The organism is Flavobacterium sp. HJ-32-4, assembly GCF_022532105.1.
In the GTDB taxonomy this organism is placed as follows: Bacteria; Bacteroidota; Bacteroidia; order Flavobacteriales; family Flavobacteriaceae; genus Flavobacterium.
In genome coordinates, this window is record NZ_CP092832.1 from 3,044,415 (window position 1) to 3,070,602 (window position 26,188).

The following is a 26,188-nucleotide window of genomic DNA, read 5'->3' on the forward strand; positions in this document are numbered from 1 at the left end:
ACTACTTCTGTAAGTCCCTGAGCGCCTTAGTACCTGAGTTCCTTAGCGTCCAGCGACCAACTACCAACTACCAACTACTAACTACCAAAATCATCCATCACCTGGCCCAAATCGTCCATTTCCTATGCTAAGCTGCTGCCCCAACTTTGTGCTGTCAATAATGACATAACCTTAAACCATACAAAATGGCACAATTTCAGGTTCCCGGCAGAGGAGATGTATCTGCAAACAACCAGGCAATTTTTGACTCCCTTGAAAAAGGACTGGGCATGGTACCCAACCTTTACGCCGTGATGGCCCTTTCCGAAACGGCGCTTGGTAACTACCTGGCTTTCCAGAATGCCAAAACGTCGTTTACCAATAAAGAAAAGCAGGCGGTCAACCTTGTCGTTAGCCAGGTCAATGAGTGTCACTACTGTCAGTCGGCCCACACCCTGCTGGGTAAAATGAACGGACTTACGGAAGAGCAGACCATCGAGATCCGGAAAGGCGGCGCGTCGTTCGACCCTAAGTTGGATGCCCTGGTGACACTCGCAAAAGACATCACCGCCCACAAAGGGTTCGCATCCGCTGAACACATCGACGCCTTCCTGGCCGCGGGTTATACCAAAGGCCAGGTCATCGAACTGGTATTCCTCGTAGCCGAAAAGACCGCTATGAACTACGTGCACGCCCTTACGCAGGTGGCCATCGACTTTCCCCTTGCCCAAACCATCTAAATCCCCGGAGGCCGCTACGGTGGCCTCTTTTTTTATATCATGGAACACAAACGATTTCCCCTGCCGCCGTTTACATTCGAAACCGCCCTACAGAAAGTGCAGGCCGCTGAAGATGCCTGGAATACGAAAGACCCCGACCTCGTAAGCAAAGCCTATACGGAAAACACCGAATGGCGTAACCGCACCGAGTTTATCAACGGGCGGGAAGAAGTAAAGCGCTTCCTTACCCAAAAATGGGAAAAGGAACTCGACTATGTCCTGAAAAAAGAGCTATGGGGTTTCCGGGAAAACCGGATGGCGGTTCGTTTCGAATACGAATGGCACGATCACGTCGGACAATGGTACCGCAGCTACGGAAACGAGTTGTGGGAGTTCGATGAAAACGGCTACATGCAAAAACGCTATGCCAGCATCAACGACCTGCCGATACAGGAAAGCGAGCGACAACTAAAACACTACCTTTAGGCCATGGCAGAGAAGCGTGTTTTTACCCTGGTGGATCCCCACAACGGAAACCTGGCATTCAAAGTATCGTGGTTCGATGACAACCGGTATTTTGACCATATCCAGCGGAACAACTACTACACCCTGATTTGGCTGACAGAAGGCACCGGGCAGGTAAAGGCAGATTTTTCAGAATACCCTTTTGCTTCCGACTATCTCTTCGCCTTCTCGCCGTACCAACCTTTTATGGTGGCCGCTACCGGCCCGGTAAAAGGCATCAGCCTGCACTTCCACCCCGATTTCTTCTGCATCCACAAACACCACGCAGAGGTGGCCTGTAATGGCGTACTGTTCAATAACATCTACCAATCGCCTTTTGTGCAGGTAGACGAACCCGCTGCGGAAACCCTTAACATGCTTGCCGACCGCATGGCAGCAGAAATGGCGCAGCCCGCGTTGGCCCACCATGAGGTGCTGGTGTCCTATCTCAAGATCTTCCTGGTTACGGCGTCGCGACTAAAGGCGGCCCAGCCCCTGCAGGCGAATGAAAGGGCCGGGGCGCCAAAAGAGTCCGCTATTGTGCAAAATCTAAAAGAAGCGATTGAAAAACACTTCAAAACCAAGCATGCTCCCCGCGACTACGCTGAGATGCTCAACCTGTCGGCCGGCGCACTCGCACGCATCACCAAAACGCACTTTAATAAAACGCTGACCGATCTTATCGCCGAACGCATCGTCATCGAGGCCAAACGGGAACTCTATCTGACCAACAAAGCCATCAAACAGATCGCCTATGACCTGGGCTACCAGGACGAATACTACTTCAGCCGTTTCTTCAAGACCAATGCCGATGTCTCGCCCCAGATGTACCGGGAAACCGTGGGCGCCGGACGGGCAGAGAAAAAAGAGACGGGGCGGGCGTGAGTGACTTGGTCCCTTAGCACCTGAGTCCCTGAGCGCCTGAGCGTCAGACGACTAACTACTAACTACTGACTACTTCTGTAAGTCCCTGAGCACCTGAGTCCGTTAGCGTGCTCCGACCAACAACCAACTTACGAACCAAAGTTCCGTAGCCCTTATACTACTGACCACTGACTACTGACTACTGACCACCAACTACTTCTACTCAAAAAACCGCTCCCGCACGATTTTCCCCTTCTCCCAATCCTGGATCGCGACTTCGACTACCTTAAACGGATGTCCGTCTACGTCAAAATCAAACGACCATACTACGAAACTCCGGTTGTCTTTCACCACCCGGCCCACGCACGAAAAATCGCGTACGTTCGAGATCTTGGATGTAAACGCCCGGCCATTGGCGACATTTTCATGCCAGCCTTTTACAGGAACTCCGTCGAGGTCGGTTTTCTCGATCTGTGGGTCATAGAATTTTTCGAAGGCCTGTTCCCAGTTGCCTTCAAGCGCCAGGGCGATCAGTTCGTCGACCGAAGCCGTAATGTGTGCTGTACTCATGGTGTTATTGAATTTAAAGGATTATACAAATCGGGCGCCGCCGTCAATATGAACGACTTCACCATTCACCGAAGGGTTCGACATCAGGAACACCACCGCCGACGCCACTTCTTCCGCCGTGGCAATTTTTCCTGTCGGGATTTTGGAAGCGACTTCTGTTAAAACCGCCGTCTTGTTGTCGCCCAATACCGCATCCCAGAGCGGCGTATCGGTATAGCCGGGCGAGATGGCATTGAAACGGAGGTGTGGAAATTCGGGCACCAACACCTTCGCCAATTGTTCCGCAGACGCCGTACCCAAACCGGATACCCACGCCCCGGCAATAGGACGATCGGTCGAAATACCGCCCGTAAACACAAACGAACCACCGGGGTTCATTTTCGCGAGGGCCGCGCGCACCACCCGCAGACTTCCGGTAAAGCGGGTGTGAAAACGCAGAAGATGGTCGTCGAGGGCACCTTCGGTAAGGGCGCCCAATCCGGTTGTGCCCGCTGCCACATACACATGATCGATCGCCTCGAGTTGTTGGAAGAACGCGTTTACGTCCGCCTCGCTATCGACGTCCAACGCCCACCCCCTGACGCCGGGTCCTATTTCCTGCGCCACCCGTTCGGCCTTTTGGGCGTCACGACTGGTGAGGATGACCTCGTTTCCTGATTCGAACGCCAGCGCAGCCACGCTTTTACCAATGCCGGAGCTGCCTCCGATCACCACAATTTTCTGTTGGGTTAGTTTCATTTTACACTAAATTTTGTCATTATGCGGGAACAAAATTGCGGATTCCTATCTTTGCCTACAAAAGATAGGGTACCTACAATAAAGTGCGTGTAAAATGCGAAAGAAGACCTCCTCCAATTTCCTGAATGAACAATCGATCACGATCAATTGTCCGATTATGGCCACCCTGAAAATGGTGGGAGGTCGTTGGAAGCTGCACCTCCTCTGGAGCATGAAAGACAAGCCTATGCGTTATAAGGAACTGCACCGCGCCGTTCCGGATATCTCAGAAAAAATGCTGACCCAGCAGTTGGGTGCCCTGGTCAGGGAGGGATGGGTTATTAAAAAGGATTATAAGGAGATTCCGCCCCGAACCGAGTATTCCCTGTCGGAACTGGGCGCGTCGTTTGTACCCGTCCTGCAACAGATATACGAGTGGGGCCTATCCCATGACATTGTGGAGCTGGCGAACGCCGCCTATACAGAGGAGGTCACGGACTGATCGCCCGAGTATCCGTTTAAGTTTCTACATCCTATGACCGCTTCCCGTGTAACGCGATACACCGTGTTGTGAAGCGAGAGCCGCCTTTATCCTGAAAGACCTTGTGGGGTTGGGTGTATCGTTGCAGGTATTGGTGTCGGCATATAGAGAGTTGTTTTATGGGGTGGATTGATGTGCAGTATCTCGTTCAAAACCCAGCTCCGGCAAAACAATCAGCGTATCCTCGTCCATCCCTTCTTTTCGCCAATGTAAAATGGCATTAATCGACGCGGTTTTGAGTGTGTAGCCCCGTTCCTGTTGCTTTCGGATTTTCTCCTGGCAATGGGCGGAAAAGCTTAAAACGGGGACGCCATTCAGCGTTACGCAGTTTTTCTCCCTGACGACGAGTTTGTCGCCGGTTCGCAACTGTTCGATTGTAGACTGCTTATCAAGAAAAAAATCCAGCCATAAGTCTTTGTGTGTCGTCATCATACCCATCTCAAAGGGTTCCTCATACACGCTGGCGTCATGTATGTAGTCACAGTCGGTCGAGCCTATACTTTGCAGGATATCAGAATTCAAATGCACAGTAAGGGTCTTTTTTGCACGGGTGATTGCCACGTATAACTGTCGGTTACTTTCGCCTGTTTCGCCAGGGAAATCGACGATTGCCACAAACACATTGTCGAACTCCTTGCCCTTTGACTTGTGTATCGTGGAAACAAAAATGGTTTTCTTGTCCGGCGCGCTAAAATCTTCCAGTTTTGATTCACGGACGAAGGTATCGAAATCCGATTTATACTTCCTTTTACTGTAGATAACTTCAAAATCATGGATCATCGCCTCACAAATCGTAAAAAGCGGACTCATTTTGAATCGGTCGCTAAGGTGTTGCTTTGCCTTTTCCCATGTTTCGTCTGAGATAAAAGGCGTATCGGTTCCCTCACATACCAAATCCCGGAAAAATCGAACTTCTCTTAGGTCAAAGAATCGGAATGAGTCGTATTCCTGTATAAGGCGTGCGTTCATTCCTTCTTTGATCAGGAGTCCCGCCAACTGGGCAGCCTGAGCATTTGTATTGGTTAATACGGCAGTCGTTCCGGTTAGGCGAGAATGTATGATGTCGTGTACGACCGCGATCGCTATGGCGCGCCCTGGATGCCGGACGATTGTCACTTTTCCCGCTTCCTCTGACATGGCAACCCCAGGTCGGCTTTTCAACCGATTTGGTAATCGCTGTGCAAAACGTTCAGCAAAGGCTACCAGCGACGGTGCACTCCTGTAGTTTTGGTACAACTCATGTTTGCTGGCACCCGGCAACGTAGAAAAGGCCTTAAGGTACTCGGCGCTTGCCCTTCGGAAACCAAAAATTTCCTGGTCATCGTCGCCAACGGCAATGAGTCGCATTTCCTCATTTCTTTCCATTAACGATAAAATGAGCTCATACTCATCTTTGTTCATGTCCTGCGCTTCATCAATCACCAGTACCGTCCGCGTGACGCGGCTGGCTTCTACCTCATCAGCCTTTATTTTTCTGATGGCCTGTTGCACGACATTTTCCGAGCCTTCAAGGCTTCCCATTTTTCCCAACAGGTCGAAGCAGTAGGAATGAAAGGTTTTAATTTCCACAAAATGGGCCGCATTTCCAATCAACTCCAGCAGTCGTTTTTTGAATTCGGTGGCTGCGGCACGCGAAAACGTCAGCATCAGAAGTTGTTCATGCTTGACATCTTCCATGAGGAGGAGTGACGCCAATTTATGGACCAAGACTTTCGTCTTACCGCTTCCCGGACCGGCAAAGACTGTTATGTACTGCGATTCATCCTTGATAATGGCCTCCTGAACAGACGAAAGCGTACCGAATAGTTGGCGGTATTTCGAGGGCGTCATTTTCAGACGGAGGTCTTTGGCACGGGCGCCCGGAAAATATTGTCTTACGAAGTTCTGATAGTTGAGCGAAAAGTAATCGTTGACGAATTGCAGAGCCTCGTTTTCATTTTCCGCCATTTTTCTCGCATATTCGCCCACAATGTGAATTTGCTGGGCTTTGTTATCATAGTAACGATCGAGTTTTTGATAGTCGTCACGCGTATACGACTTCTTGTTATTCGTCTCAAGTCGTTCGAGTGAAAGCCGATTGTAAATAACCATAAATCCACCTTCAATCTTCAATGCGCCTATTCTTGACAAATAAAACAAGGTATCCTCTATGTCTGCAGTGGTTATCTCGCGGATAAACAACTGCCCGCCGGATTCATATGCCCGCTTTAGTTCTACGACTGAAAATTCCACCAGCACCTCTTCCTGACCCGACTGCGTATTGTCGGCGTTGGCACGCTCGTGAAGAAAAGCGATAAGAAACTGCGCCAGTTCATGTCGAAGGGACAGTTTTGATTTGAACTCGTCGATTGTCGTCAGGAAGCGCAAGCGCACGTAGTGTTTTGAGTATCCGTGCGGTCTTCGTTCGATCCATTTCTTTATGGCCCAAAGGTTTAATATGCTCTTGATGGCTGGTATTCCAACACCTTCACATCCATTGTTCTGAGCCGCTTCATTCAGGTGTTTGATATTGATATCCTGCTCATCTTCGCCTATTTGCGATAGAAGATATCGCTCCAATCGCGCAAAATCAGCGACGATGCTTGCTGACCGGGCGCCTTTATCCCCCCTTCGGACAAAAGCGGTAAGGTCTTTAAAGTCGGAAAGGATACCTTCTTCCCGTAACAAAGTAACAATCCGGATTACCTCTTCTTTTGGGATGCCCAGGTGATCGGAAATATAATCTATGCGTGATTCGGCGCCCTCGTCAGTAAGATGCCGTCGGCTTCGGCTTGAGAACAGTTTTTTGAGGATTCGCACCGCAGGCTCCTTTTGCTGCGTATCGAACCGCTGGGATGCCGTGATTCGGTCAATCGCTTCCTGCACACTTTTCGCTCTTATGCTGTTGGCAAACAGTCGCGTCCGGTTTTGCTTTCGGCGAATATACCCCGCGTCTTCCAAAGCAGCCACCGCTGTGGTAACACGTGTTTCTATTTCTTTGTCGACCTCCTCCCAGCCAGCCTGTCGTGCGATTTCCAATGCCGAGTGCGAACCGGTGGGCCGGTAACGCATCAGGTCTTTTACCGCTTTCCAGACCTGCTGGATCTCACGAATGGTGAGGCGTGTCTGGTTCAAAAGGATAAAATGCTTCGAAAGGTCGTCCTCGTTGTACAAGACATGGCAGTCCGCCACCATGTTTTCGTCCCTGCCCGCACGACCCGCCTCTTGAATATAGTTTTCGAGTGAGTCGGAGATTTCAAAATGTACGACAAGCCCGACGTCCTTCTTATCCACTCCCATTCCGAATGCGGAAGTGGCAACCATGATGTCTATATTTCCATTGATAAACCGCTCCTGGTTTTCCTTTTTTTCTTTTGCCTCCAATTTACCGTGGTACGCACGTGCCAGGAAACCGTCTTTGACCAGTTTTTCGGCCAATTGTTCTGCTTTTCGGGTGCGGGAGACATAAACAATTGTCGGACAATTCTTTGATTCGATTAGGTTGCGTAATGCCTGGTACTTCTCATCCTCATCGATTTTCTCTGACACCCTATAGGTGAGGTTCTTTCGCCCTACGGGTGATTCATACAAAAACAAATCAAGCTGAAGCGTCTTTTTGAAGTAGTCCCGGATGTCGTCGATCACATTCTGTTTTGCCGTCGCGGTGAAACAGGAAACCGGTATCGGTTCAGCACTGTTCTTTTTCTCCTGCAGCGACTTTATGAAAGGCCCTATATACAGATAGTCGACCCTGAAATCTTGTCCCCAGGACGAAAAACAATGTGCCTCATCGATGACAAATCGGGCGATCCTACGATCCAAGAGCAATCGTTCCATAGATACCGATCGCAACGACTCGGGCGAGACATACAATAAGCATGCATCACCGTTTTCGACCCTTTCATACGACTTCGCTCTTTCAACAGGATCCAAAAGTCCGTTTATTGTCACGGCAGAGGTAATACCTACCTTCTCCAGATTGTCAACCTGGTCTTTCATCAGCGATTGCAGTGGCGATATAACAACGGTCAGCGCGTTGACGTTTTCGCCTTCCATCAGGGCGGGCAATTGAAAGGTTACCGACTTCCCTCCCCCGGTTGGAAATATCGCCAAGATGGACTGGCCGTCGACCGCTGCCTTAACAGCCTTCTCCTGCAACGGAACACCGTCATATGAGCGGAAATGGTCAAAGTTAAAATGCCGTTTCAATGCCCTGTGAACATCGAGCTTGTCATTGCAATACAAACATCCCGATAAACAGGGCCTATTTCTCAGTCGTGTCAGTACGCTGGTGACATCGGGATAATTCTTCAAAACCCATGGAGCTGTGATGACACGTTTGGAAGTTTCATCTGATAAGGCGTTAATCAGTGAAAGGCTGTATGCCGTCGCAATCGGAGCACGAAACACGAAAGTAGACGGATCAACATTCGCACACAGTTTTCCGTCGAAATGGTCTTGAATAAGCGGTATGACAGTTGTCGCATCGGTTTGGAAGTTCAGATACCGAAAAAAGGACTGAAACTCGGGCTGCTTTCGCAGAAGCAGAAAGTAAATTTGTTGAAGCCGCACATCCAGGCTACGGAAATTCGCTACCTGTTCTTCGAAAAGCGACCTGGACTTGATTGCGTCATTCAATGGGTTGTTTCGTTCTTCGTCCTGTAGTTTCTCGTCTTTGGAAAGTGCGTGGGAGCGCTTTCTGGGAAAAAAAAGCGGAGACAGATAGAGTGTGTCAATATACTCCTCTATGCCCGCAGCGTCCAGCGTATTTTTTATGTATTGCATGTCGTGATGCACGAGGTTATGCCCACAGACGAACTTTATACCGCGCAAAAAATGTTGAAATTCCGTAGGGGATGATGTATGCACAAAACCACCGTCCGTTTTGATTCCCCCGAGATCCAAAATGACACCCGTGCGGGAGTCGATTTCCGTATCAACAAAAGCAACAGGAGGCAAAGTGTTTAGATTCATTGCACCTTATTTTGTGCAATGTAATAAAATATCGCTTTGGAGGTATGTATGTGGTATTAGGAAGAGACATTCTTCCGCAGAAATGCCAAAATATCCTGATTCTCCAATACCTCCTTCTCCGCTCCCTTCATCCCCACCAAAAACAACGCCTCCGCCAGTTGCTGCGACGTGACGCTATACCGGCGCCCCAGTAATCGGATAACCGGATACAACAATCGCATGAGGGTGTAGGCGAAATTGGGTTCCTTGCGCGGTTCGGTCGGGTAGATATAACCCGGCCGCAGCGTGAAGAATTGCAGGTTCAGGGCGGCGATCTGGTTTTCCGCCATGCCTTTATACAGCCCAAACGGCGTACGGCTCTTCTCGGATCGGTCGGCACCGGCACCGCTCAGCAGGCATACCCGTGCCCCCGGACTACCCGCCTCCAGCGCTTTCGCAAACGCCACGGCATAGTCGACGGTGATGGTCTTCAGTAGCTCGTTCGACACGCTTCCGGTATAGGCACCCAGACAGAAAAACGCGACATCACAGCCTTCAAACGCCTCCGCCTCCGGATGCGCAAAGTCCACCACGACATACTCCCGCAATTTCGCATGCACCTGCCCCGTCGGTCGGCGCACCAATGAACGCACTTCGATTATCGCCTCTGCCGCCAGACACAATTCCAGCACCTTCTTTCCCACCATACCGGTACCCCCGGCGATTACTATTTTCATTGACTTAGCTGCCTATTTGTTTTGGCGCGAAGGTACAAAAAGAACGTATGAGGAGAGGGGAGAGAGGTGAGAGGTGAGAGGTTCGCTCCTTGATACTTGCTCCTTGATACTTGACTTTGGAAAAGCAGGAAATTAGGATCGCGATAAGGGTGGATAAGGGGGAAAGGTAAGTTGTTATTTATAACACCAATTAATTGTATATTCGTGACTGTGGGGCATACATTGGGGCGGGCCTGACCGTGATGTTTGTACATTTCACGACTGGACAATCCGGTTGATGTATAAAAAATTTACTACTTTTCGTTTTCCGGCCAATTTAGACCTATCCGCTGATATTGGGATTATAGTATGGATTCTTCAGAGATATAAATGAGTTAGCAGAAATTGTTAAGCAAATCCCAAATTAAAGACAATAAATATTTAACAGAAAATTCCGTTATATAATATATAACCATTTAAAACTCAAAAAATGAAAAGCAAACTCACCTTTTTAATTCTACTCATTGGTTTTATCTCGTATTGCCAATCAAATAATGAAGCTAGAGACCCAATTAATCAACAAGACTTTGAATCTATGCTTACGTCAAACAACAGTTCTATTGTAATTTCAAAATATAAGTCTTCAACACTCACAGAAATCACTCTCATATTCAAAACAGAGACAGATGTTTGTGATAATTCTAATGGCATTCATCTAACACTTTTTACAGGTGAAAAACTTGATTTTGAAAATGCGAAAATTAGTTGCTCTGAATTGGGGGCCAAAAAATTTAAGCTTATGGGTAGTATAGTTCTAACTCCCGAATTGTACAAGAAATTATCTCAAACAGAAATTACAGATTTTAGATTAGGCAATACTAACGTCCCCGTAAACTTCAGAGAAAAGGGAGAAAATTTGATAGCATTATTTAAGTTTTCAGAAAATTATTAAACAACTACTGCTAACAGCCGTTTTGCGCAATGGCTGGTTTAGTTTTCAACAAAAAGTAATCTGGTAATTCAAATTTGTATATCTCTAGAACTGATTATTTAAAATCATCACCACTGCGCAAAGCGGCGTCACGTTCCGTTGCACAACACCCCCTGCGCATCATCTCTCACTAAATACGCTCCGCAAAGGTCTCCGACTTTGCGGCAATGCCCACCCTGGCGCGCGACAGCATCCGGGTAGAAGAATTTTGAATTGTAAATTTTGAATTCGGAATACCCGCCACTACTCGCCCCTATCTCCTTTCCCCTTTCCCCTCTCCTTCCAACATATCCCCTCAATTGTGTAACCCACTACCTCTCCTCCCACACTACATTTACCCCACATACTAAATACCGTATCATGAAAAAAGACAACGCGAAAGACCACAAGAAATCGCACAAAGCACCTACTACCAGCGCCAAAACCGATAGCACGGCTAAAGAAGCGCCGAAAACCGAAACGAAGGCGGCTCCGGCCAACGATAAATCAGGCGGCAAAAAATCGTCTAAATAGTCAGACATGTTTAACCGGAAAATAGAAAAAGTCACCGACCATTCTGACGATCCCCAAAACCCGCTGCCCGAACGACGGGGTGAGCGGGAAGACAACGAAGACGAAGACGATCCGATGATCAGCTACGACGACGAACCTGAAACCGAAGAAACACCTCCACCAAAGGAAGAACCTAAGTGGAGGGGACTATAGAAAAACCGGCCCAGAGCCGGTTTTTTTATGAAGATATGTTGCGGTAACCGTTCGTCCCACTTACGACGGATCACCATACAAATGCACATACCGCGAGAGTGTCGTATCGCGCCGTAGTCCGGTGAGCGTCATCACATAGTCGATATAAGCGGGTTCCGGCACGCGCTCTTTCTGTTCATCCAAATCCCACATACCGCATTGGCAATACGACGACAAGTCGTCCCAGTCGGGCCGGTCGGTGACGGGGTAGATGCAGAGTCCGAGCAGGTCGACACCGCCGGCTATGGCCCGTCGACACTCTTGCGCGACTTCTTCCAGCCATTCCACACGGCCGATACCGAAGTGCCCCGTTTCCGACAGCAGCATCGGCTTACCATACCGAAGATAGGCATTCGACAGCAGGGCCGACAGCGGTACGCGGCGGTTTTCAGTATCCGGCCAGGAAAGCGGTCCGTGGGAAACCGTCCATTGGCAGTTCCAGTAGTAATTGAACCCTAAGATGTCGGCCAGGTCGGGTGCACCGCCCAATTCGGGGCACATCGTTCCCAGGATGATGTCCATCGCCTGGTATTGGTCCTGGTTCTGTGACGGAAATAGTTCGTCACGGTCATCCGGATGGATCATCACCAACGGCTCCACCAGCAACACCGTACACGCCGGATCAATTTCCCGAAGCGCGCGTATCCCCACTATAGCCGCCTTGCACAGGTGGTATTTGATGTCCCAGCCGCTGTTTACTGCAAAGGGCACCGTTCCCCTCACATCGCCCGAGTGCCACGAAAGGAAACTGATTTCGTTTATCGGAACGACCAGCAAGGGCGTCGTGGCGTGCGCCTTATAAAACAACGCAAAGGCCTCGCACAACTGCACGAACCGGCTGCAAAAATGCGGGTGCGTCGGGTAAAGTCCGTCCGGATACCCAAAATGGATCAGGTCCCAGATGGGTTGCATGCCATACTGCGCCGCCGCCCGCATCCGGTTGAGCACTTCCGAGAAATCGAATACGCCGGGTGCCGTTTCCACCGCACTCCAGCAAATCCCTTCCCGCACCGTCCGGATGCCCGTAGCGGCCAGCATCCGGTAATCTTCCTCCACCCGAATGTCGTGTTGGGTTTCCTTCAGCAGGTTGACCCTGACACCCGAACGGTTGATATGGTCGGCACATTCGTAGCCTCCCATCATAAAGGTCTTGAAGACACTCATGACGCGGGTGCCAGTTCTGCCGTGCGTTGCAGCGACGCAAAGAGGTCGAGGGCGTTCTTGAAGGCCTGGTCCATGTTGAAGTACTTGTAATTGGCCAAGCGTCCGACGAAGTGCACATCCAGCAGGGCGTCCGCTTCTTCTTTGTACCGGGCGTAGATCTCCTGGTTGCGCGGATTCGGCACCGGATAATACGGTTCGCCCTCCGCCACGGTGTACTCCCGCACGACGGTTGTGCGCGGCGCCACCTGGTTGCCGAAATGCTTGTACTCGATGATACGGGTGAAGTCGACCTCGGTGCCGGGGTAGTTCACTACTGAATTCTCCTGGAAATATTCGGTGTCATACGTCTCGGTCACGAATTGTATCGAACGGTATTCGAGCTTCTCAACCAGGCTGTGCTTGAAATCGAAAAAGCGGTCAACCGGCCCGGTGTAAAACAGTTTTTCATAGCCCGAAAGCGTATCGGCGATGTCGAAATAGTCGGTGTTCAACAACACCTCGATGTTCTCGTGCAGCAATAAACTTTCAAACAGTTGCGTATAGCCGCCTTTCGGCAACGCCTGGTAGGTGTCGGAAAAGTAGCGGTCGTCGAAGTCGTGGCGCACCGGAATCCGGTTGAGCACCGAGGCATCCAGTTCTTCGGGGTATTTGTCCCATTGCTTTTTGGTGTAATGGCGGAACATCTTTTCATACAACGCCTCTCCCACCCGGTTCAGCACCGCTTCCCGCCCGTTGGCAGGCTCGGCAATGGCAACGCGGTTGTCCTCCAGCCAGGCCCGCATTTCGTCTTCTGTTTCAATCGTTTCGCCAAACAGCGTATTGACGGTCGTGATGTTCACCGGGATCGGGACGGTCTGCTCCCCTACCCGTGCCACGACTTTATGTTCCCACGGGTACCATTCGGAAAAACGGTTCACGTAGTCCCAAACGGTTTCGTCGTTGGTATGGAACAGGTGGGCGCCGTACTTCGACACCAGGATGCCGTTCTCGTCGATGAAGTCGAAACAGTTGCCGGCGATGTGGTTCCGCTTTTCGATTACGAGCACCTTCTTGCCGATCGACGCATAGCGCTCGGCTAACACCGCACCGGAGATACCGGCACCGATGATGATAATGTCGGCGGTTTTCATAAAGCGTAGGCGTTGATGCGCGATTGCATGTTGGCGGCAGTGGCATCCCACGAGGTTTTTGCCAGGATGCGGCGGTATTCGGCCGTACGCGAAAAATCGTCGGCGTCGTTGAGGAGATAGTCGATGGCCTGTCCGAATTCGTCCGGACTGTCGATCAGGGATATACACCCGGCATAATCGCGGACCACATCGGCGATGCGCGTTGAGATAATCGGTTTGCCTGCCGCCATGTATTCGAGCGTTTTGGTCGGACTGATATAGGTGGTGGCATCGTTCAGCGCGAACGGCATCATGGCGATGTCGAACGCCTTCAGGTAATGCGGCAGTTCGCCATAGGCTTTCATGCCCAGGTAATGGAGGTTGGCGGCGCGGGGCAGGTCGGATTCGTGGATTTTGGCCAACGGACCGATCATCACAAAAGAGATATCGGGATGGGAAGCGGCCGTGGCGCGGATCAGTTCAAGGTCGATGCGTTCGTCGATGACGCCGAAATAGCCGACGATAGGTCCTTTTATTGACGCGATGTCATCCGGCACCGCGATGCCGTTCAGCGCCTTGGCGAAATGGGGTTCGTCGACCGAGCTGGGGAAACAGTGCACGTTCGGGTGCAGGCGGTTCTTCGACTCGTAGAGCGACTTCCCTCCGGTGAATACGACGTCGGCTTTGGCCATAAGCGCTTTTTCCTGGTCGATCAGTTCCTGCGGGGCGCCTTTGAACAGCGAGAGTTCGTCCATGCAGTCGTAGATGGTGACGTCGAAATCGAGCGTCGGTTCCAATACGACGAAAGAAGGTGAGTAAAACCAGCCCATCGGCATACGGGTGTTGGCGATATAATCGGGCAGGATACCCGCGATGGAGGCAATGTCTTTCACCCGGGGTTGCAGCACGTGCAGGTTTTCGGAGACCTTTTTCAACACGGCGGTATGTTCCTCTTCAGGGGCAAAGCCGATGGGTTCTTCGATAAAAAGCACCCGTAGGGTTTCGGCGAAGCGACTGATCAGGTGTTGTGGGCGTTGGTACACGAAATCCCATCGGAGGTGGCAGAACACGACGAGATCATAGTAGAAGGGCGCGACTGTTTGGTCGGCTGTTTCACGCACTTGTGAGGGTGCGGCGGAGTGGTTTGTTCGCATAATGTATATGTATAGAATGTAGGATACGTACCCCATCAGCCGGTCTGCTGGGGCATGCGAAGGCATAAGAAAGGAATGGGGACTCTTTTTCAGGACTTAGCCCTGCAAAGGTAAAAGCGAGGATTTGGGGGGGTGTTACATAATTTTCCGATGGGGTTGTTTATGGCGGTAGGAAGCCATAGGTGGGGTGTTCACCCGTAAAGGAAAAGGGCGTTGGGAAAGGTTCGCTTAGTTGATTAGCGAAGGATAAATGGGGGTGTGGGCTAGTGGCGACGGAGTATGACCGCAGTTTTCAATGGTAATTACTTGCTGCCGATGTACTTGATAATTTGAGTTACAATCTTGTCTTTGACTTTTAACTTATCCTTTAAATCTTTACTCTTTTCGGTCCAAAATTCTTTTCTCCGGTCTGACGGGATTCTATTGTGTAACATCATAATCGTAGAGTTTGTTCTCATTTGGCTTCTTCCCGTTACCACCAAAAAGTGAACGATATCGGAAAGGCCATCCGTTAGCTTCTTTATGAGTTGACCGTCTTTTAATTTGTTCAATATTTTTTCTAAATCTTCGGCAACATCACCCTGACTTATTATAATTATCACTTTGCCATTAATAATTATAACGCCAATAAAATCGTATAAACCACCATCTTCATTATACTTTAGTTCTCTTATCTCGTTAAAACTTAAGCTAAAGAGTTTGGAATATTGAGCCGTCTTACTGAGCTGTTCATATAGATAACCACAGGTTGTCGTTTTACCTCCATTGACGCCGGCCCTTATAATGATGAACTCTTCCATAGTATTTGTTTTGATAATTATAGATCCTGTATACCAAATCTAACAGCCTTCCTAAGTCGGAGAGTATCTTTTGGACTATTTTGGAAGGCGTCTTATTTCTGGCTTAGTGAAGTAATCGTATTGGGCGTAAATCTCATCAAGAATTATATTCCTGACCGCTCCATATTTGTCTTTATTCAAGACCTTAACTAAAATTGCATTGATATCCACATCATCCGATTTCTTCAGTTCATCAAGTTCTGACTTCTTAATTTTGTCAAGACATACAACCAAGTTTGGGAGAAGGTCTTGAATTGCCATGAAATTTTGAGCTTTTCGATAATAGTCAATTGCCATAGCATAACTACGAGTTGCATCAAAGTAGTTTTTGTCATCCAATTGCCCATTACCCTGTACATAAAACAGACCACCTTCTGAATTACCATAAACTCGTTTGACCTTTCGACGTAGAGTCTGCTTAACCTTTTTAGATTTTTCGAGGATGATTGCTTCTATCTCTTGTCTTAGCTGATTTTTCGAATTTTCGATTTCCTTTCGCAAAGCATCGCGTAAGTTTTCCTCGCTTATCTTCAAAGTCCGTTTTTGATACCACTGAATAATCACAGGTGCAATTATCCCTACAATGCCTAAGGCAATTGTGCCGACAAGGACTAATTTATCCCATGCTGAATTGTAAAAACTGTCTACGTGTTCGAGGATATCACTACTATTCATAATTCTAACTTTCTCGTATTTGATGTTTCGACTTTAGACCATGGACAGCATCAATAAACTCTCTTTTACTTAGGGCACACCATGCGAATTCTCCTCTTCCGAAAGGTCCACCCAAATGCAATGAAATTTTCTCACTTGCTAAATAGAATACATAACCTCGCCAGTCAAAAAAGACGTGTGCTGTAGATTTCTTCCATTTTTCGATAAATTGTTTACTACGCCCACCCCAATTTGTTACAGTAAATTTACGTCCGTCATATTCACATTCTCGCGACATAAGTTCAAGTGAAATTCCAAAGTTAAATTCATTGAATGCCGTTTCGCTATGTATATGCACCAACCAAAACATTTGATGATTTTGTTGATAGAATATCTCTCGTGAAAGTCTTTCTTCTTCTGATATACTTGAATGTTGCAATTCAAGGACTGTTGCTAATTCTGTATTAGTTCTGCACAGAATGTCTGCACGATGCCTTTCACCCGTAACTGAATCTATTAAACAGATTTCTCTACAATTTAGGTCAAAATATTCTTTCCATTTAAGATGCCATTCGCCTTCTGGTTCACTCCAAGAATCACAATCTCCTGCTTTATGACGCCAATGCTTAACATTTTCCATAGGGATGACAGCGGTTAATACTCCCCCACAATCTTTGCAAATAGTCTTTTCTCCTTTTGCTATAGGCTGTCTCTTAACTCCGTCTATCCATGCGTATAACATACTTCAATCGCTTGATTTAGTGTAAGTAGTTATCCTCTGAAAACTAAAAGATTTTCGTTTTGCGTATCGAGCATCTTCTGCATACTTTGGATGTTGCGTTTTGTAACTTGCAATTCGAACAAATTTTGTTAAAGTTATCTGACAGACATGTCGTATTGATCACGCCATATCTATCATTTGCTGAAAGCTCAGATCTTCGTAAATCAACTTGTCGCCGTTTCCCTTAGCAATACATTGTCCTAAAAAATTGTGAACTTACGATGAGTTATTTTGAGCAGCCTTGAATTGGGTAGATTTTCTTTCTCTTCCCTTGATTCACGAGCAGGTCCGGACTTGGCGTTAAAAGTCTCTCGGTAGGTCGGATAGGCAATGACAAGAACGACTGTGGCAATTAGAGTGTCAATCATAATCGACTATGTCGAATGATTGGCGTTGAAAAGATACTGCGTAACTAAACGGAAAAAAATGAACACATTAATCGTAGTAGAACCGATAATCGTGGTTACCACCAAATCTGATAGTACAAAATATCCTGTACCGACACAAATGACAATGAATAGAATGCAAATGCACCAAACAGACGTAAAAACATAGATGCATTCTGCATAATGTTTTCGTTCTTGCATATTCTGGTCAAAATTGGCCAAAAGCAATTTCTCATAATCGGACGCATAAAATTTGTATTCTTGCGTATATGCACCCGTACCAGGAGCATTATTGGCCTGATTGACCAATAAGCTTTCATCTAATTCTAGATTTGCCCCTCCACCCTCTGCCATCATTCTGCCTTCTTGAGAAATTGTTTGAAATAGCGTTCCATCGAGTCTTTGGATATCACTCCATATCGATTATTAAATGCTTCGGACCACGGAGACCCATCAATATGTGTCCAATTAGATAATTGTACTGCATCAAGTTTTTTTGCAATATCAATAGCGAAGTCAATTGTAGAATTCTCGGTATTATCTAATTCAACTTTAGGTTTCAAAGTATATTGTAGAGGCAATGTAACAATATTAGCATTGCCATATTGTTTGAAAGCATGATAAACTTCTTTATACACCGGCCCATACGGCCAAGCTTCTGTTGGGTCGTTTAAGAGTAGTTGACCAGTTTGAGCGAGGTACAAACCATTAGCTATGTACAGTAATTTTTGGAGCTTCATGTTTGAAATTCCAACGCCCTGTTCTAAACCTCGCTTTAGAATTTCCCCTGCAATGTATAGTGCTGAATGTGGCATAGATAGAATTATATTTTGTCTTTGGCGTATAATTTCGCAACAGGCGAAAAATGAAATAGTTTCAGTATGAGTTGAACAAAAGTATTCATTTTTGGAATATGTATCACTTCCGTTAAGAAAATTGTTCATGTACCCGTGCTTATAAAATTTGTTTCATAATTAATACCTACTCATCTCATTAATACTGGTCCCAAATCCCGCCGCTAACGCGAGCATCTCGTTCGTCTCCAACAATCCCACCACCTTCAACCTAACAAGTCGCGTCTAACTCCCCGCGATAAGTCGAAAGTACAAATTAATTCGCAAACACAGCTTACCTCCTGCGGTTGTCTACTGAATTTTAAAAGGTTCTTTCCAAAAAGGTGACTGATTGATCGTAATGCCAAGGGGTACGTCTAAAAGAAGCTTGCACGCGGCCGGGAAAACGACAATTCCCGCCCAGACGATGCGATACCGTGTTTAGAATACGAGAGGCCACGCTCCCAACTCGACATCCCCTTCTCACAATGACAGGCCCACTTCTAAAGTACGCCTTTCCACTCGCAAAGTGTTATGTCCCGTCTGTGAGGTATTGTTTTCCCTTCTCAACATGAAAGGCCCCACTCTAAAGTAGCATTGCCCATTCTCACAACGCCATGCCTGCTTCCCAAGTAGGATGCACCACTCGCAAAATGCCATTTCTCACTTCCATTGTTTCTAATAAACCGCAATTTCTCTTTCTTCTTTCTTCTTGCCTCTTGCTTCTTGCCTCTTGCTTCTTGCCTCTCTCCCCTCTCCTCCCCTCTCCTCCCCCTCATTCCACCAACCTAATGCGCATAAATGAGAAAACAATAAAACGGATGGCAGAAGCAATCGTTTTATTGTTTTGAATGTAGTCCAAATCCGCTAGTTACCGACAGGGTGCACTAACTGAAAGGTAGAATTAAAAGCTTGTGCCACTTGGTTGGTACACGTATCTAAACGTAAAATATCGTGCTAATGCTGTTGCGTCAGGATTTGCCGGAGCATCTTTGTAATAACTAATGATTTCCATTTTAGCATATTTACCATCGTGTGTTTTTACGACAAATACTTTACCTGCAATTGGCGTAACCAAATTGTTTGTCGCATTGTAGTCATACCATCCATTTCCGCTTCCTGTCGGAATGGCATATGTGCCGGGGCCATCCTGGGTGAATGTTGACGCATTTGGAATCGCAGTTACCGCGCTTAATGTACTTGAAACAATGCTAACGGCTGCATTGCCTGTGCGGGTGGGTTCGTCGGTTATACCGATGGCTGTTCCACCATTTACCACTATTGTGGTTCCCCGAAAAGCGATATCCCACGAATCATCCGTAACGATTGCATTTTGCGAAAAACTGAACTTGGTAAAGACACCGCCAACAGGCTGTCCCTGTCCGCCAGTTTGTGGCGCGTATAAGTTTGAAATTGTTTTCGTTTCTAACGTTACCGGCGCTGGTGTCGTATCATCATCATCCGAACACGAGGCAAACAGACCAAAAACGGAAAGTACTAAAACTGATTTGAAAAAATGTGATTTGAACATAATAATGAAATGTATTGATTAGTATTCTAAAATTGATAGTATAACCTTGCGAAAACCTGTCTTCCGGCCAGATTCGGTATGTTGTTTTCATCTTTATAATCCAACAGGTTCAGTACGCCGACCTGGGCCGAAATTCGCTGTTTGAAATCTTTGTTTACGGTGAGGTTGGTTAGGAAATATCCTTTTACAAAATCGTCGTATTTGTCTAAAATAGCATTGTTGTTAGTGTCGAAAACGCCGTATTTGCTTCTGTAAAAAACGCGCGCGTCTACGGATGCTTTTATGGCAGGAATCAGGTAACTGATTTTACTGTTTGCCGTATGCGCAGAACGATTGTATAAACCGAAATAGTCGCTTGGCTTTAGTTGGAAAGATGACAAGGTAACCGGGTCTCTTGCAAATACCTCGCCTCGTTCAATCTTTTCCACAACGGTCTGGTCTTTGGCAATCAAATATTGATAACCTACTGATACAGAGAAATTGGAATTGGCTTTGTAGGTTGAGTTTACTTCTAAGCCGTAGGTAAAAATTCTGTCGATATTGAAATAGGAGAAAACGTTCTGACCATTCGTTTTTTGGGCAATTGCCCGGGTGTCTATAAGATTCTTTATGGTGTTGTAGAAAAAATTATAATCAAAAGACCATTTATCTTTTTCATAGTGACCGCCAAAATTGAAGTTAACGGAGCTTTCGGGTTTCAATGGATCAGAGAAAGAAAAACCATTGTTCACTAATATTTGTCCCTGACTTTGCAGTAATGCCAACTTTTCTTCTGCCACATTATAACCTAAAACGGTGTATCCAACCGCTGAATTTGTAAAATCGAAATACAATTGTCTTAAATCTGGCGCTTTATAGCCATAGCCTACAGACGCTTTCAAAGAAAAGTGATCATTCCATTTGTAATTTATCCCCATTTTCGGACTAAACTGCGATTGGTATTGGTGATGATGGTCGTACCGGAATCCTGCCAGAATATTCCACTTTTCTTTACCAAACCATTCAAATTGGCTAAAAATATACTCGGAAGTTAGGGTTGTCTTATTTTCAAAATAGGTTCTGTCTAACGTTTCATAGTTTAACCCAACTCCTGTGGATAACGTGTTTGTACCTACCTTATAGTGACTACGAATTTCCGGGCGGTAGTACCATTGATTGAACTTGCTTTCTTCGAAAGGCTGGTTATTTTGGCCGTTTAAATATTCGTGGGCTTTATAGTTGGTTGCATATAGATCGTACACTAATTTGAAATGATCTGAAATGGTCTGGTTTAACAAAATTGAATTGTTCCATTCATCTATTTTACTTTCGCCACTATATACGTCCGTTTCGATTTCTGCCTTGTAATTTTGGTTTTGTTTGTAAAGTCTCGAGTTTACGGAAAGGTTCATTCTGTCGGAAAAACTGATGGTTACTTTCGGTTGAACCGTTACGTTATGATAGGGTTCTACGGTTTGCAGAAAATCGTCATCCGAAAGATCATAACCGTCTGTTTTAAAATAATTTGCGAACAATTCAACACCCACTTTTTTCCTTCCGTAGCCAAAAGTTGCCGACACATCGTGTGTGTTAAAGGTTGCCAGTTTATAGTTGACGTTTCCTTGTATCTTATCGGCTACGGATGGATTTTTAGTGATGATATTTACCACCCCTGCCAAGGCTTCTGAACCATACAGAGAGGACGAGGCCCCTTTTACGATTTCAATTCTCTCGATGTTATTTATAGAAATTCGGCTCAAATCCAACGTTCCTGCACTTCTTCCCAACAAGGGTTGTCCGTCGATTAAAATCATCACGTAGGCAGCGTCCAAACCTTGCATTTGAATACCTTCGCCTCCACCAAAATCGGGAACGGTAAGTAAGCCGGTTTGCTCCTGAATGATTTCATTTAAACGGCTTAAACCTAATTTTTTAATACTGCCACCTGTTATGATTTGCGTTGGCAAAGGCAACGTCGCAATGGCTCTTTCGGTTCTTGTGCCGGTAACGATAACCTCTTGAAGTTCGTTGATTTCTATAGAATCTGTAGCTGCCTGAGCGATTGAAAGTTGTGAAAAAGAAATAAAAAATAATGCCCCAACGCTCTTTCTAAAGTTCATTATTTAGAAACTATAAAACTGTCAATTATTTTATTTATTTCTTCCTGGCTTGCATCCTTTTTTAATTGTAGCAAATGCATATACAAAGGTTTACCATCTACCTCTGCCCGTAATTGTAAGTCTTTATTTTTCGCAAACTCGGCCTCCCATCTTGTTCGAACTTTTTTCCAAAATTCTTTGTTCTCTTTCCACCATTTTTGAGCAGCTTCACATCTCGAATCATCAACTTTCGTGTAGGTATTATATCCTTTTTCCTGGGCCAGGAGATAATCGTTTCCGTCCTTATCCCTGATGATTTTGTCGTTATCCTGGTCGTGAATCCATCCGTTTTTTTACGATTTCGTGCACATTGGTCCTTCTTGTAATGTTGTAATCACTTCTTTGCGTATATTCTCTTCTCGGAAGTGGTGCATTGGCAGTATTTTCCCAAAATGTTCTGCCGTCAACGTGAACCCAGGTGGATGATCCCGTATATCTGGGTCTATCGTCTACTTCAAAGACACTTTGCGTCCATTGTCCGGCAACCCTGTTTTTTGAAACGGTTCTATACTTCCAATCTTCAAAGCCATTGTAGTCATAAAATTTCGTGTTTTCAAATACCCAATCCTGACGCCAATGTTTAACAATCATATCGTTTCCAACGATGAGTAAATGTTGGATAGACTTTTTTCCTGGTTCGTCTTCAATTAATTCCGCCCATTCTAACGCTGTTTCGTGTTTTACTTTAGACGCTTTGTAGTTTACAGTGTCTTTAGGATAGTTAAACGTTTCCGCAAAATTGAATTTGATTTCATAGCAACCGCACATTGCTTTAATGGCTTTTTCATCTTCCGTTTTTTGCGCATAGATTGAAACTGATAAGAACAAGACGGCAAGTACTAAATGATGCTTCACTTTTTTGTATTTTAAATTAGACTGATTCTAAACAGCGCGAATCTACATCATTATTTAGAACAACTCCAAATAATAATTGAATTATTTTTATCAATTCTAAATAGCAGAACATGCGTTCTTTTATAACCGGGTGATTTTTTCTACGCTCCGTGTAGCATTGGTCTTACCGCCAAGGCTTTGCCGTTTTACGAAGGCGGAAATTCGTACTACTGGCGTGTCGGCAGATGCCGCCAGTTTGTAAAAGCGTAGTACTTTAGTATAGCGCGCTTCTACTTTCGCAACTGTACGTTGGCGTCAATATTCTAACTCGATTAACGATTGTATTTACGTTCACCCTTTACCTGACAGTGCTGCACTTCGCTGATGCGATAACCCGATAGCGTGATTTTCAATCCGTGCCTACCCAACCGGAATTGGCTCGCAGCATCCCCCCAACCTCTTGCTTCTTGTTTCTTGTTTCTTGTTTCTTACCTCTTACCCCTTACCCCAAAAAAAAAGCCAATAGAAAGACCAAAGACCCTTCTACCAGCTCATTCCATCATTGCGGAAGCCTCCGTTTATCCCATCGAATGGAATCCCACTTTGTTTCCTTCGGTGTCGATAAAAAGGGCGATAAAGCCGTTGCCACCAATCGCCGTTTTGGGTAGGATGACTTTTCCGCCGGCACCTTCTACCCGGTTTAGGGGAACGGAAAGGTCGTCTCCGCCATCCAGGTAAATGGTGATGCCGGTAGTGGCCGGAACGAAGTTTTCGCCAAAACCGATGGCGCCACCGAATTCGCCCTTCTCCGGATTAGCCGGTAGATAGGCATAGTGCCGGTTAGGATCGTCATACAGTGCAGCATCCAGCACCGTGGCGTAAAATGCTTTTGCGCGTTCGAAGTCCGTTGCCGGGATTTCAAACCAATTGAGAGTCGTTACCATGTTCGTAAAGTTTGATTGTTGTTTTCTTGTTGTTACGGCATCCGCGCAGTTGTAGCTGCGCCGTTTCGTTACGGGTTAAAGTCGAATTGCGTTTGTATTAACTCGCCAGTTTCTGGAGTGGACGGACTTCCACTTTCCCGTCCTCATTAAAAATCGGACATCCTTTTGCGATCGCTACCGCTTCGTCGATGTCGTGCGCGTTGATGACGAGGTAACCGCCTACCATTTCCTGGGCTTCGACAAACGGGCCATCCGTCACGACCTTCTCTTTGCCATTTACCTGTTTGCCCGTGGTTTGAAGAGGTTCTCCCCCGGCGAGGATGCCCTTCTCACCCAGATCCTGCATCCAGGCCATCCATGATTGGATATAGGCCTTTTCTTCTTCGGAATCTTTCGCGGTGTGGACGTGCGTGTCGCCACCCCGGAATAAAAACATAAATCGTTCCATCTTGTATTGTTTACGGTTTTGAATACTTTGTTTTACATTTGTACTGCAAATATTCATAGTAAAATCACTTTACACAAGTAGGACAACAAACACCACTTAGTATGAAAAAAAATACTAATATTGATAATCAAGAAGATACAATAAATAAAAAACGGGTATTTGACGAAGAATCTTGTCCGATAGCGGCCACGATGCGGGTTTTGGGAGGAAAATGGAAGCCGATACTCATCAATGCCATCTACGAGACATCTCCGGCCCGGTTTGGGGAATTGAAGCGAAGTGTGACCGGGATCACCCAATCGATGCTCACATCGCAACTTCGGGAACTGGAAGACGATGGGATCATCAGCCGGAAGATCTATGCGGAAATTCCGCCAAGGGTGGAATACACCTTAACCGAGTTTGGACTTACCCTCTCGCCCATCATGCTGGCTATGGGCAAGTGGGGGGAAGAGTATCGATTGAAGAAGGCCACGCCGCAAGCCCAGTCTAACGAGTAGCCTGCCGTCACTGCGAGGCCATGGGCCGAAGCAGTCCACGCCACAAGCCAAGTCCAACCAACGAAATGCCGTCGCCGCGAGGCCGTAGGCGGAAGCAGTCCGTTTCAGGTACCCGCTCACTTCAACCTCGCCAAACCTGGTCCTGTAATTCCATATTCAAATGCGGCGTTGACGTCCTCCCAAAGATCCCGCCACTGTGGGTTCAACCCATTAATTCTGTTGATTTTTGCTTTTCGCGATCCGGCCTTAATCAACTTCTCTATCCGTATCGCTTCAAGTTTACTGTGGTAGTATTCAAACCAAACTAACTTGTCCACGCTGTATCGTGCGCTGAAACTGTTGGGATAGTACTTCGTTTTGTGCTGCGCGATCCGTTTGCACAATTGAGACGTAACGCCCGTGTAGAGCACTGTTTTTCTTTCGTTTGTAAGGATATAGACATACATTTTCCGAAGGTAGGGGATGTCGCCCGGATGGGATTACGGTTTTTCCGTAAAACAATCCACAACTTTGGAGGTGAGATGGGTTTGCTTCGGCCGCTGGCCTCGCAAAGACGACATTTCGACCACACACAACTCGTCACGAGATCATTCTGCCCAACGAACTACCGTCACTGTGAGGCCATAGGCCGAAGCAGTCCACCGCAAGCCAAGTCCAAACAACGAACTGCCGTCACTGCGAGGCCGTAGGCCGAAGCAGTCCACGACACAAGCCAAGCCCAACCAATGACTTACCGTCACTGCGAGGCTATAGGCCGAAGCAGTCCACGCCACAAGCCAAACCCAACCAACGACGTACCGCCACCGCGAGGCCATAGGCTTAAGCAGTCCGTCCCCTATAACCCATAATTAGCGCGTCGCCGTCGTCCTAACTTCAACCGTTTGGAGCGCGACATGGACGGGTCAAGGACGGGTCATAAAGTATAGATACTGTATGGATACTGTATGGATACTGTATGGATACTGTATGGATACTGTATGGATACTGTATCACGAATGTATGAAAACGATTTGCACGCCTTATTCCATATAAGGATACCCGATGACGCCGATTGCCAATCCCTGCCTGACGAATAGCAAACTATCCGAATCGCAATCATGGTTCAGAGTCAGGGTTCAGGGTTGAGGGTTCATGGTTCATCGTTCATGGTTCGAAGTTTAGAATCCACGTCCCACTTCTTGCCTCTTTCCTCTCTCTTCTCTCCTCTATCTTCTTGCTTCTTCTCAAAAAAAAAATCCCCACTCGTTAAAGTGGGGATTCCGTGACCTCGACAGGATTCAAACCTGTAACCTTCTGAGCCGTAATCAGATGCGCTATTCAGTTGCGCCACGAGGCCTTGTTGCGGGTGCAAATATACGCAAATCCCCGACCGATGCAAATCATTTTTTCAAATAAATGCGCGGAAACACTCAGGAGGCTGAAAACCAATCACTCGCAAAACACCAAAAAAGCGGGCGTCGGCACTTCCACAGCCAAAAACCGAGCAGGCGACATCAGGGCGCTTCCCCTACACTTCCCTCCTAACCCAAAAATCCTATAAAAAACGAGGTCCTCCGTGTAAAGCGCTCCACCCACCGACCCGTTAACTTGCGTAAA

General features: G+C 46.9%; 27 protein-coding genes and 1 tRNA gene. 8 read left to right on the forward strand and 20 right to left on the reverse strand.

Going from position 1 to position 26,188, the window contains the following annotated elements; all coding sequences use genetic code 11:
- The first annotated feature begins 185 nt into the window (after nt 1-185).
- From MKO97_RS13040 to MKO97_RS13050, 3 genes are read left to right on the forward strand one after another with little or no spacing between them, the layout of a single operon-like run.
- Entirely contained in the window at nt 186-719 is a 534-nt protein-coding gene (locus MKO97_RS13040) for a carboxymuconolactone decarboxylase family protein (protein ID WP_241103650.1), read from the forward strand.
- Nucleotides 720-758: 39 nt separating this feature from the next.
- Nucleotides 759-1,184, forward strand: coding sequence for a nuclear transport factor 2 family protein (locus MKO97_RS13045; protein ID WP_241103651.1), 426 nt, complete (start codon nt 759-761; stop codon nt 1,182-1,184).
- Between the two features lie 3 nt (nt 1,185-1,187).
- Nucleotides 1,188-2,087, forward strand: a complete 900-nt coding sequence (locus MKO97_RS13050; protein WP_241103652.1) for a helix-turn-helix domain-containing protein — start codon at nt 1,188-1,190, stop codon at nt 2,085-2,087.
- Nucleotides 2,088-2,285: 198 nt separating this feature from the next.
- Here the strand turns inward: MKO97_RS13050 and MKO97_RS13055 are convergent, their stop codons facing one another.
- Both MKO97_RS13055 and MKO97_RS13060 read right to left on the reverse strand, forming a co-directional pair.
- On the reverse strand, nt 2,286-2,636 hold the full coding sequence (locus tag MKO97_RS13055) for a SnoaL-like domain-containing protein (protein ID WP_241103653.1): 351 nt from the start codon (nt 2,634-2,636) through the stop codon (nt 2,286-2,288).
- 21 nt (nt 2,637-2,657) lie between these two features.
- Complete coding sequence (locus MKO97_RS13060; protein ID WP_241103654.1) at nt 2,658-3,374, reverse strand: SDR family oxidoreductase; 717 nt, start codon at nt 3,372-3,374, stop codon at nt 2,658-2,660.
- A gap of 94 nt (nt 3,375-3,468) precedes the next feature.
- Here MKO97_RS13060 and MKO97_RS13065 point away from each other — a divergent pair, with 94 nt between their 5' ends.
- Nucleotides 3,469-3,855, forward strand: coding sequence for a helix-turn-helix domain-containing protein (locus MKO97_RS13065; RefSeq protein WP_241103655.1), 387 nt, complete (start codon nt 3,469-3,471; stop codon nt 3,853-3,855).
- A 156-nt stretch (nt 3,856-4,011) separates the two neighbouring features.
- On the opposite strand, the gene MKO97_RS13070 is transcribed toward MKO97_RS13065, so the two are convergent.
- Both MKO97_RS13070 and MKO97_RS13075 read right to left on the reverse strand, forming a co-directional pair.
- Nucleotides 4,012-8,658 (reverse strand): RecQ family ATP-dependent DNA helicase, encoded by a 4,647-nt coding sequence (locus tag MKO97_RS13070; RefSeq protein ID WP_241103656.1) that lies wholly within the window; start codon nt 8,656-8,658, stop codon nt 4,012-4,014.
- A 245-nt stretch (nt 8,659-8,903) separates the two neighbouring features.
- A complete protein-coding gene (locus tag MKO97_RS13075; RefSeq protein ID WP_241103657.1) occupies nt 8,904-9,563 on the reverse strand; it encodes an NAD(P)H-binding protein in 660 nt (219 codons plus the stop codon).
- 469 nt (nt 9,564-10,032) lie between these two features.
- Here MKO97_RS13075 and MKO97_RS13080 point away from each other — a divergent pair, with 469 nt between their 5' ends.
- From MKO97_RS13080 to MKO97_RS13090, 3 genes are all read left to right on the forward strand, one after another.
- Nucleotides 10,033-10,494, forward strand: a complete 462-nt coding sequence (locus MKO97_RS13080; protein WP_241103658.1) for a hypothetical protein — start codon at nt 10,033-10,035, stop codon at nt 10,492-10,494.
- Between the two features lie 399 nt (nt 10,495-10,893).
- A complete protein-coding gene (locus MKO97_RS13085; RefSeq protein ID WP_241103659.1) occupies nt 10,894-11,046 on the forward strand; it encodes a hypothetical protein in 153 nt (50 codons plus the stop codon).
- Nucleotides 11,047-11,052: 6 nt separating this feature from the next.
- A complete protein-coding gene (locus MKO97_RS13090) occupies nt 11,053-11,238 on the forward strand; it encodes a hypothetical protein (RefSeq protein ID WP_241103660.1) in 186 nt (61 codons plus the stop codon).
- Between the two features lie 60 nt (nt 11,239-11,298).
- On the opposite strand, the gene MKO97_RS13095 is transcribed toward MKO97_RS13090, so the two are convergent.
- The 14 genes from MKO97_RS13095 to MKO97_RS13155 all read right to left on the reverse strand — a co-directional run bounded on the left by MKO97_RS13095 (nt 11,299) and on the right by MKO97_RS13155 (nt 24,092).
- Nucleotides 11,299-12,441 carry a hypothetical protein gene (locus MKO97_RS13095; RefSeq protein WP_241103661.1) on the reverse strand — a complete coding sequence of 381 codons (1,143 nt, stop codon included), beginning with the start codon at nt 12,439-12,441 and terminating at the stop codon, nt 11,299-11,301.
- Entirely contained in the window at nt 12,438-13,571 is a 1,134-nt protein-coding gene (gene glf / locus MKO97_RS13100; RefSeq protein ID WP_241103662.1) for a UDP-galactopyranose mutase, read from the reverse strand. The genes MKO97_RS13095 and glf overlap by 4 nt, the downstream gene beginning before the upstream one ends.
- Nucleotides 13,568-14,704 (reverse strand): glycosyltransferase, encoded by a 1,137-nt coding sequence (locus MKO97_RS13105; RefSeq protein ID WP_241103663.1) that lies wholly within the window; start codon nt 14,702-14,704, stop codon nt 13,568-13,570. The genes glf and MKO97_RS13105 overlap by 4 nt, the downstream gene beginning before the upstream one ends.
- Nucleotides 14,705-15,006: 302 nt before the next feature.
- A complete protein-coding gene (locus MKO97_RS13110) occupies nt 15,007-15,504 on the reverse strand; it encodes a hypothetical protein (RefSeq protein WP_241103664.1) in 498 nt (165 codons plus the stop codon).
- A 75-nt stretch (nt 15,505-15,579) separates the two neighbouring features.
- On the reverse strand, nt 15,580-16,218 hold the full coding sequence (locus MKO97_RS13115; RefSeq protein ID WP_241103665.1) for a hypothetical protein: 639 nt from the start codon (nt 16,216-16,218) through the stop codon (nt 15,580-15,582).
- 4 nt (nt 16,219-16,222) lie between these two features.
- Nucleotides 16,223-16,939: a hypothetical protein gene (locus MKO97_RS13120; RefSeq protein ID WP_241103666.1), complete on the reverse strand. Its 717-nt coding sequence runs from the start codon at nt 16,937-16,939 to the stop codon at nt 16,223-16,225.
- Nucleotides 16,940-17,352: 413 nt separating this feature from the next.
- Complete coding sequence (locus tag MKO97_RS13125; protein WP_241103667.1) at nt 17,353-17,721, reverse strand: hypothetical protein; 369 nt, start codon at nt 17,719-17,721, stop codon at nt 17,353-17,355.
- Nucleotides 17,718-18,179 carry a Panacea domain-containing protein gene (locus MKO97_RS13130; RefSeq protein WP_241103668.1) on the reverse strand — a complete coding sequence of 154 codons (462 nt, stop codon included), beginning with the start codon at nt 18,177-18,179 and terminating at the stop codon, nt 17,718-17,720. Before MKO97_RS13130 ends, MKO97_RS13125 begins: the two co-directional genes overlap by 4 nt.
- Before the next feature lie 922 nt (nt 18,180-19,101).
- Nucleotides 19,102-19,728, reverse strand: a complete 627-nt coding sequence (locus MKO97_RS13135; RefSeq protein ID WP_241103669.1) for an HmuY family protein — start codon at nt 19,726-19,728, stop codon at nt 19,102-19,104.
- A 26-nt stretch (nt 19,729-19,754) separates the two neighbouring features.
- Nucleotides 19,755-21,827, reverse strand: coding sequence for a TonB-dependent siderophore receptor (locus MKO97_RS13140; RefSeq protein WP_241103670.1), 2,073 nt, complete (start codon nt 21,825-21,827; stop codon nt 19,755-19,757).
- Complete coding sequence (locus tag MKO97_RS15175) at nt 21,827-22,147, reverse strand: DUF6607 family protein (protein WP_371820456.1); 321 nt, start codon at nt 22,145-22,147, stop codon at nt 21,827-21,829. The genes MKO97_RS13140 and MKO97_RS15175 overlap by 1 nt, the downstream gene beginning before the upstream one ends.
- Nucleotides 22,131-22,721: a DUF6607 family protein gene (locus MKO97_RS13145; RefSeq protein WP_319800053.1), complete on the reverse strand. Its 591-nt coding sequence runs from the start codon at nt 22,719-22,721 to the stop codon at nt 22,131-22,133. Before MKO97_RS13145 ends, MKO97_RS15175 begins: the two co-directional genes overlap by 17 nt.
- Before the next feature lie 557 nt (nt 22,722-23,278).
- Nucleotides 23,279-23,644: a VOC family protein gene (locus MKO97_RS13150; protein WP_241103671.1), complete on the reverse strand. Its 366-nt coding sequence runs from the start codon at nt 23,642-23,644 to the stop codon at nt 23,279-23,281.
- A 97-nt stretch (nt 23,645-23,741) separates the two neighbouring features.
- Nucleotides 23,742-24,092 carry a YciI family protein gene (locus tag MKO97_RS13155; protein ID WP_241103672.1) on the reverse strand — a complete coding sequence of 117 codons (351 nt, stop codon included), beginning with the start codon at nt 24,090-24,092 and terminating at the stop codon, nt 23,742-23,744.
- Nucleotides 24,093-24,193: 101 nt separating this feature from the next.
- On the opposite strand from MKO97_RS13155, the gene MKO97_RS13160 reads away from it, so the two are divergent.
- Nucleotides 24,194-24,592 carry a helix-turn-helix domain-containing protein gene (locus tag MKO97_RS13160; RefSeq protein ID WP_241103673.1) on the forward strand — a complete coding sequence of 133 codons (399 nt, stop codon included), beginning with the start codon at nt 24,194-24,196 and terminating at the stop codon, nt 24,590-24,592.
- Nucleotides 24,593-24,708: 116 nt separating this feature from the next.
- Here the strand turns inward: MKO97_RS13160 and MKO97_RS13165 are convergent, their stop codons facing one another.
- Nucleotides 24,709-25,038 (reverse strand): GIY-YIG nuclease family protein, encoded by a 330-nt coding sequence (locus MKO97_RS13165; protein ID WP_241103674.1) that lies wholly within the window; start codon nt 25,036-25,038, stop codon nt 24,709-24,711.
- Between the two features lie 816 nt (nt 25,039-25,854).
- Nucleotides 25,855-25,928 (reverse strand) — tRNA-Arg (locus MKO97_RS13170).
- Nucleotides 25,929-26,188: the final 260 nt, after the last annotated feature.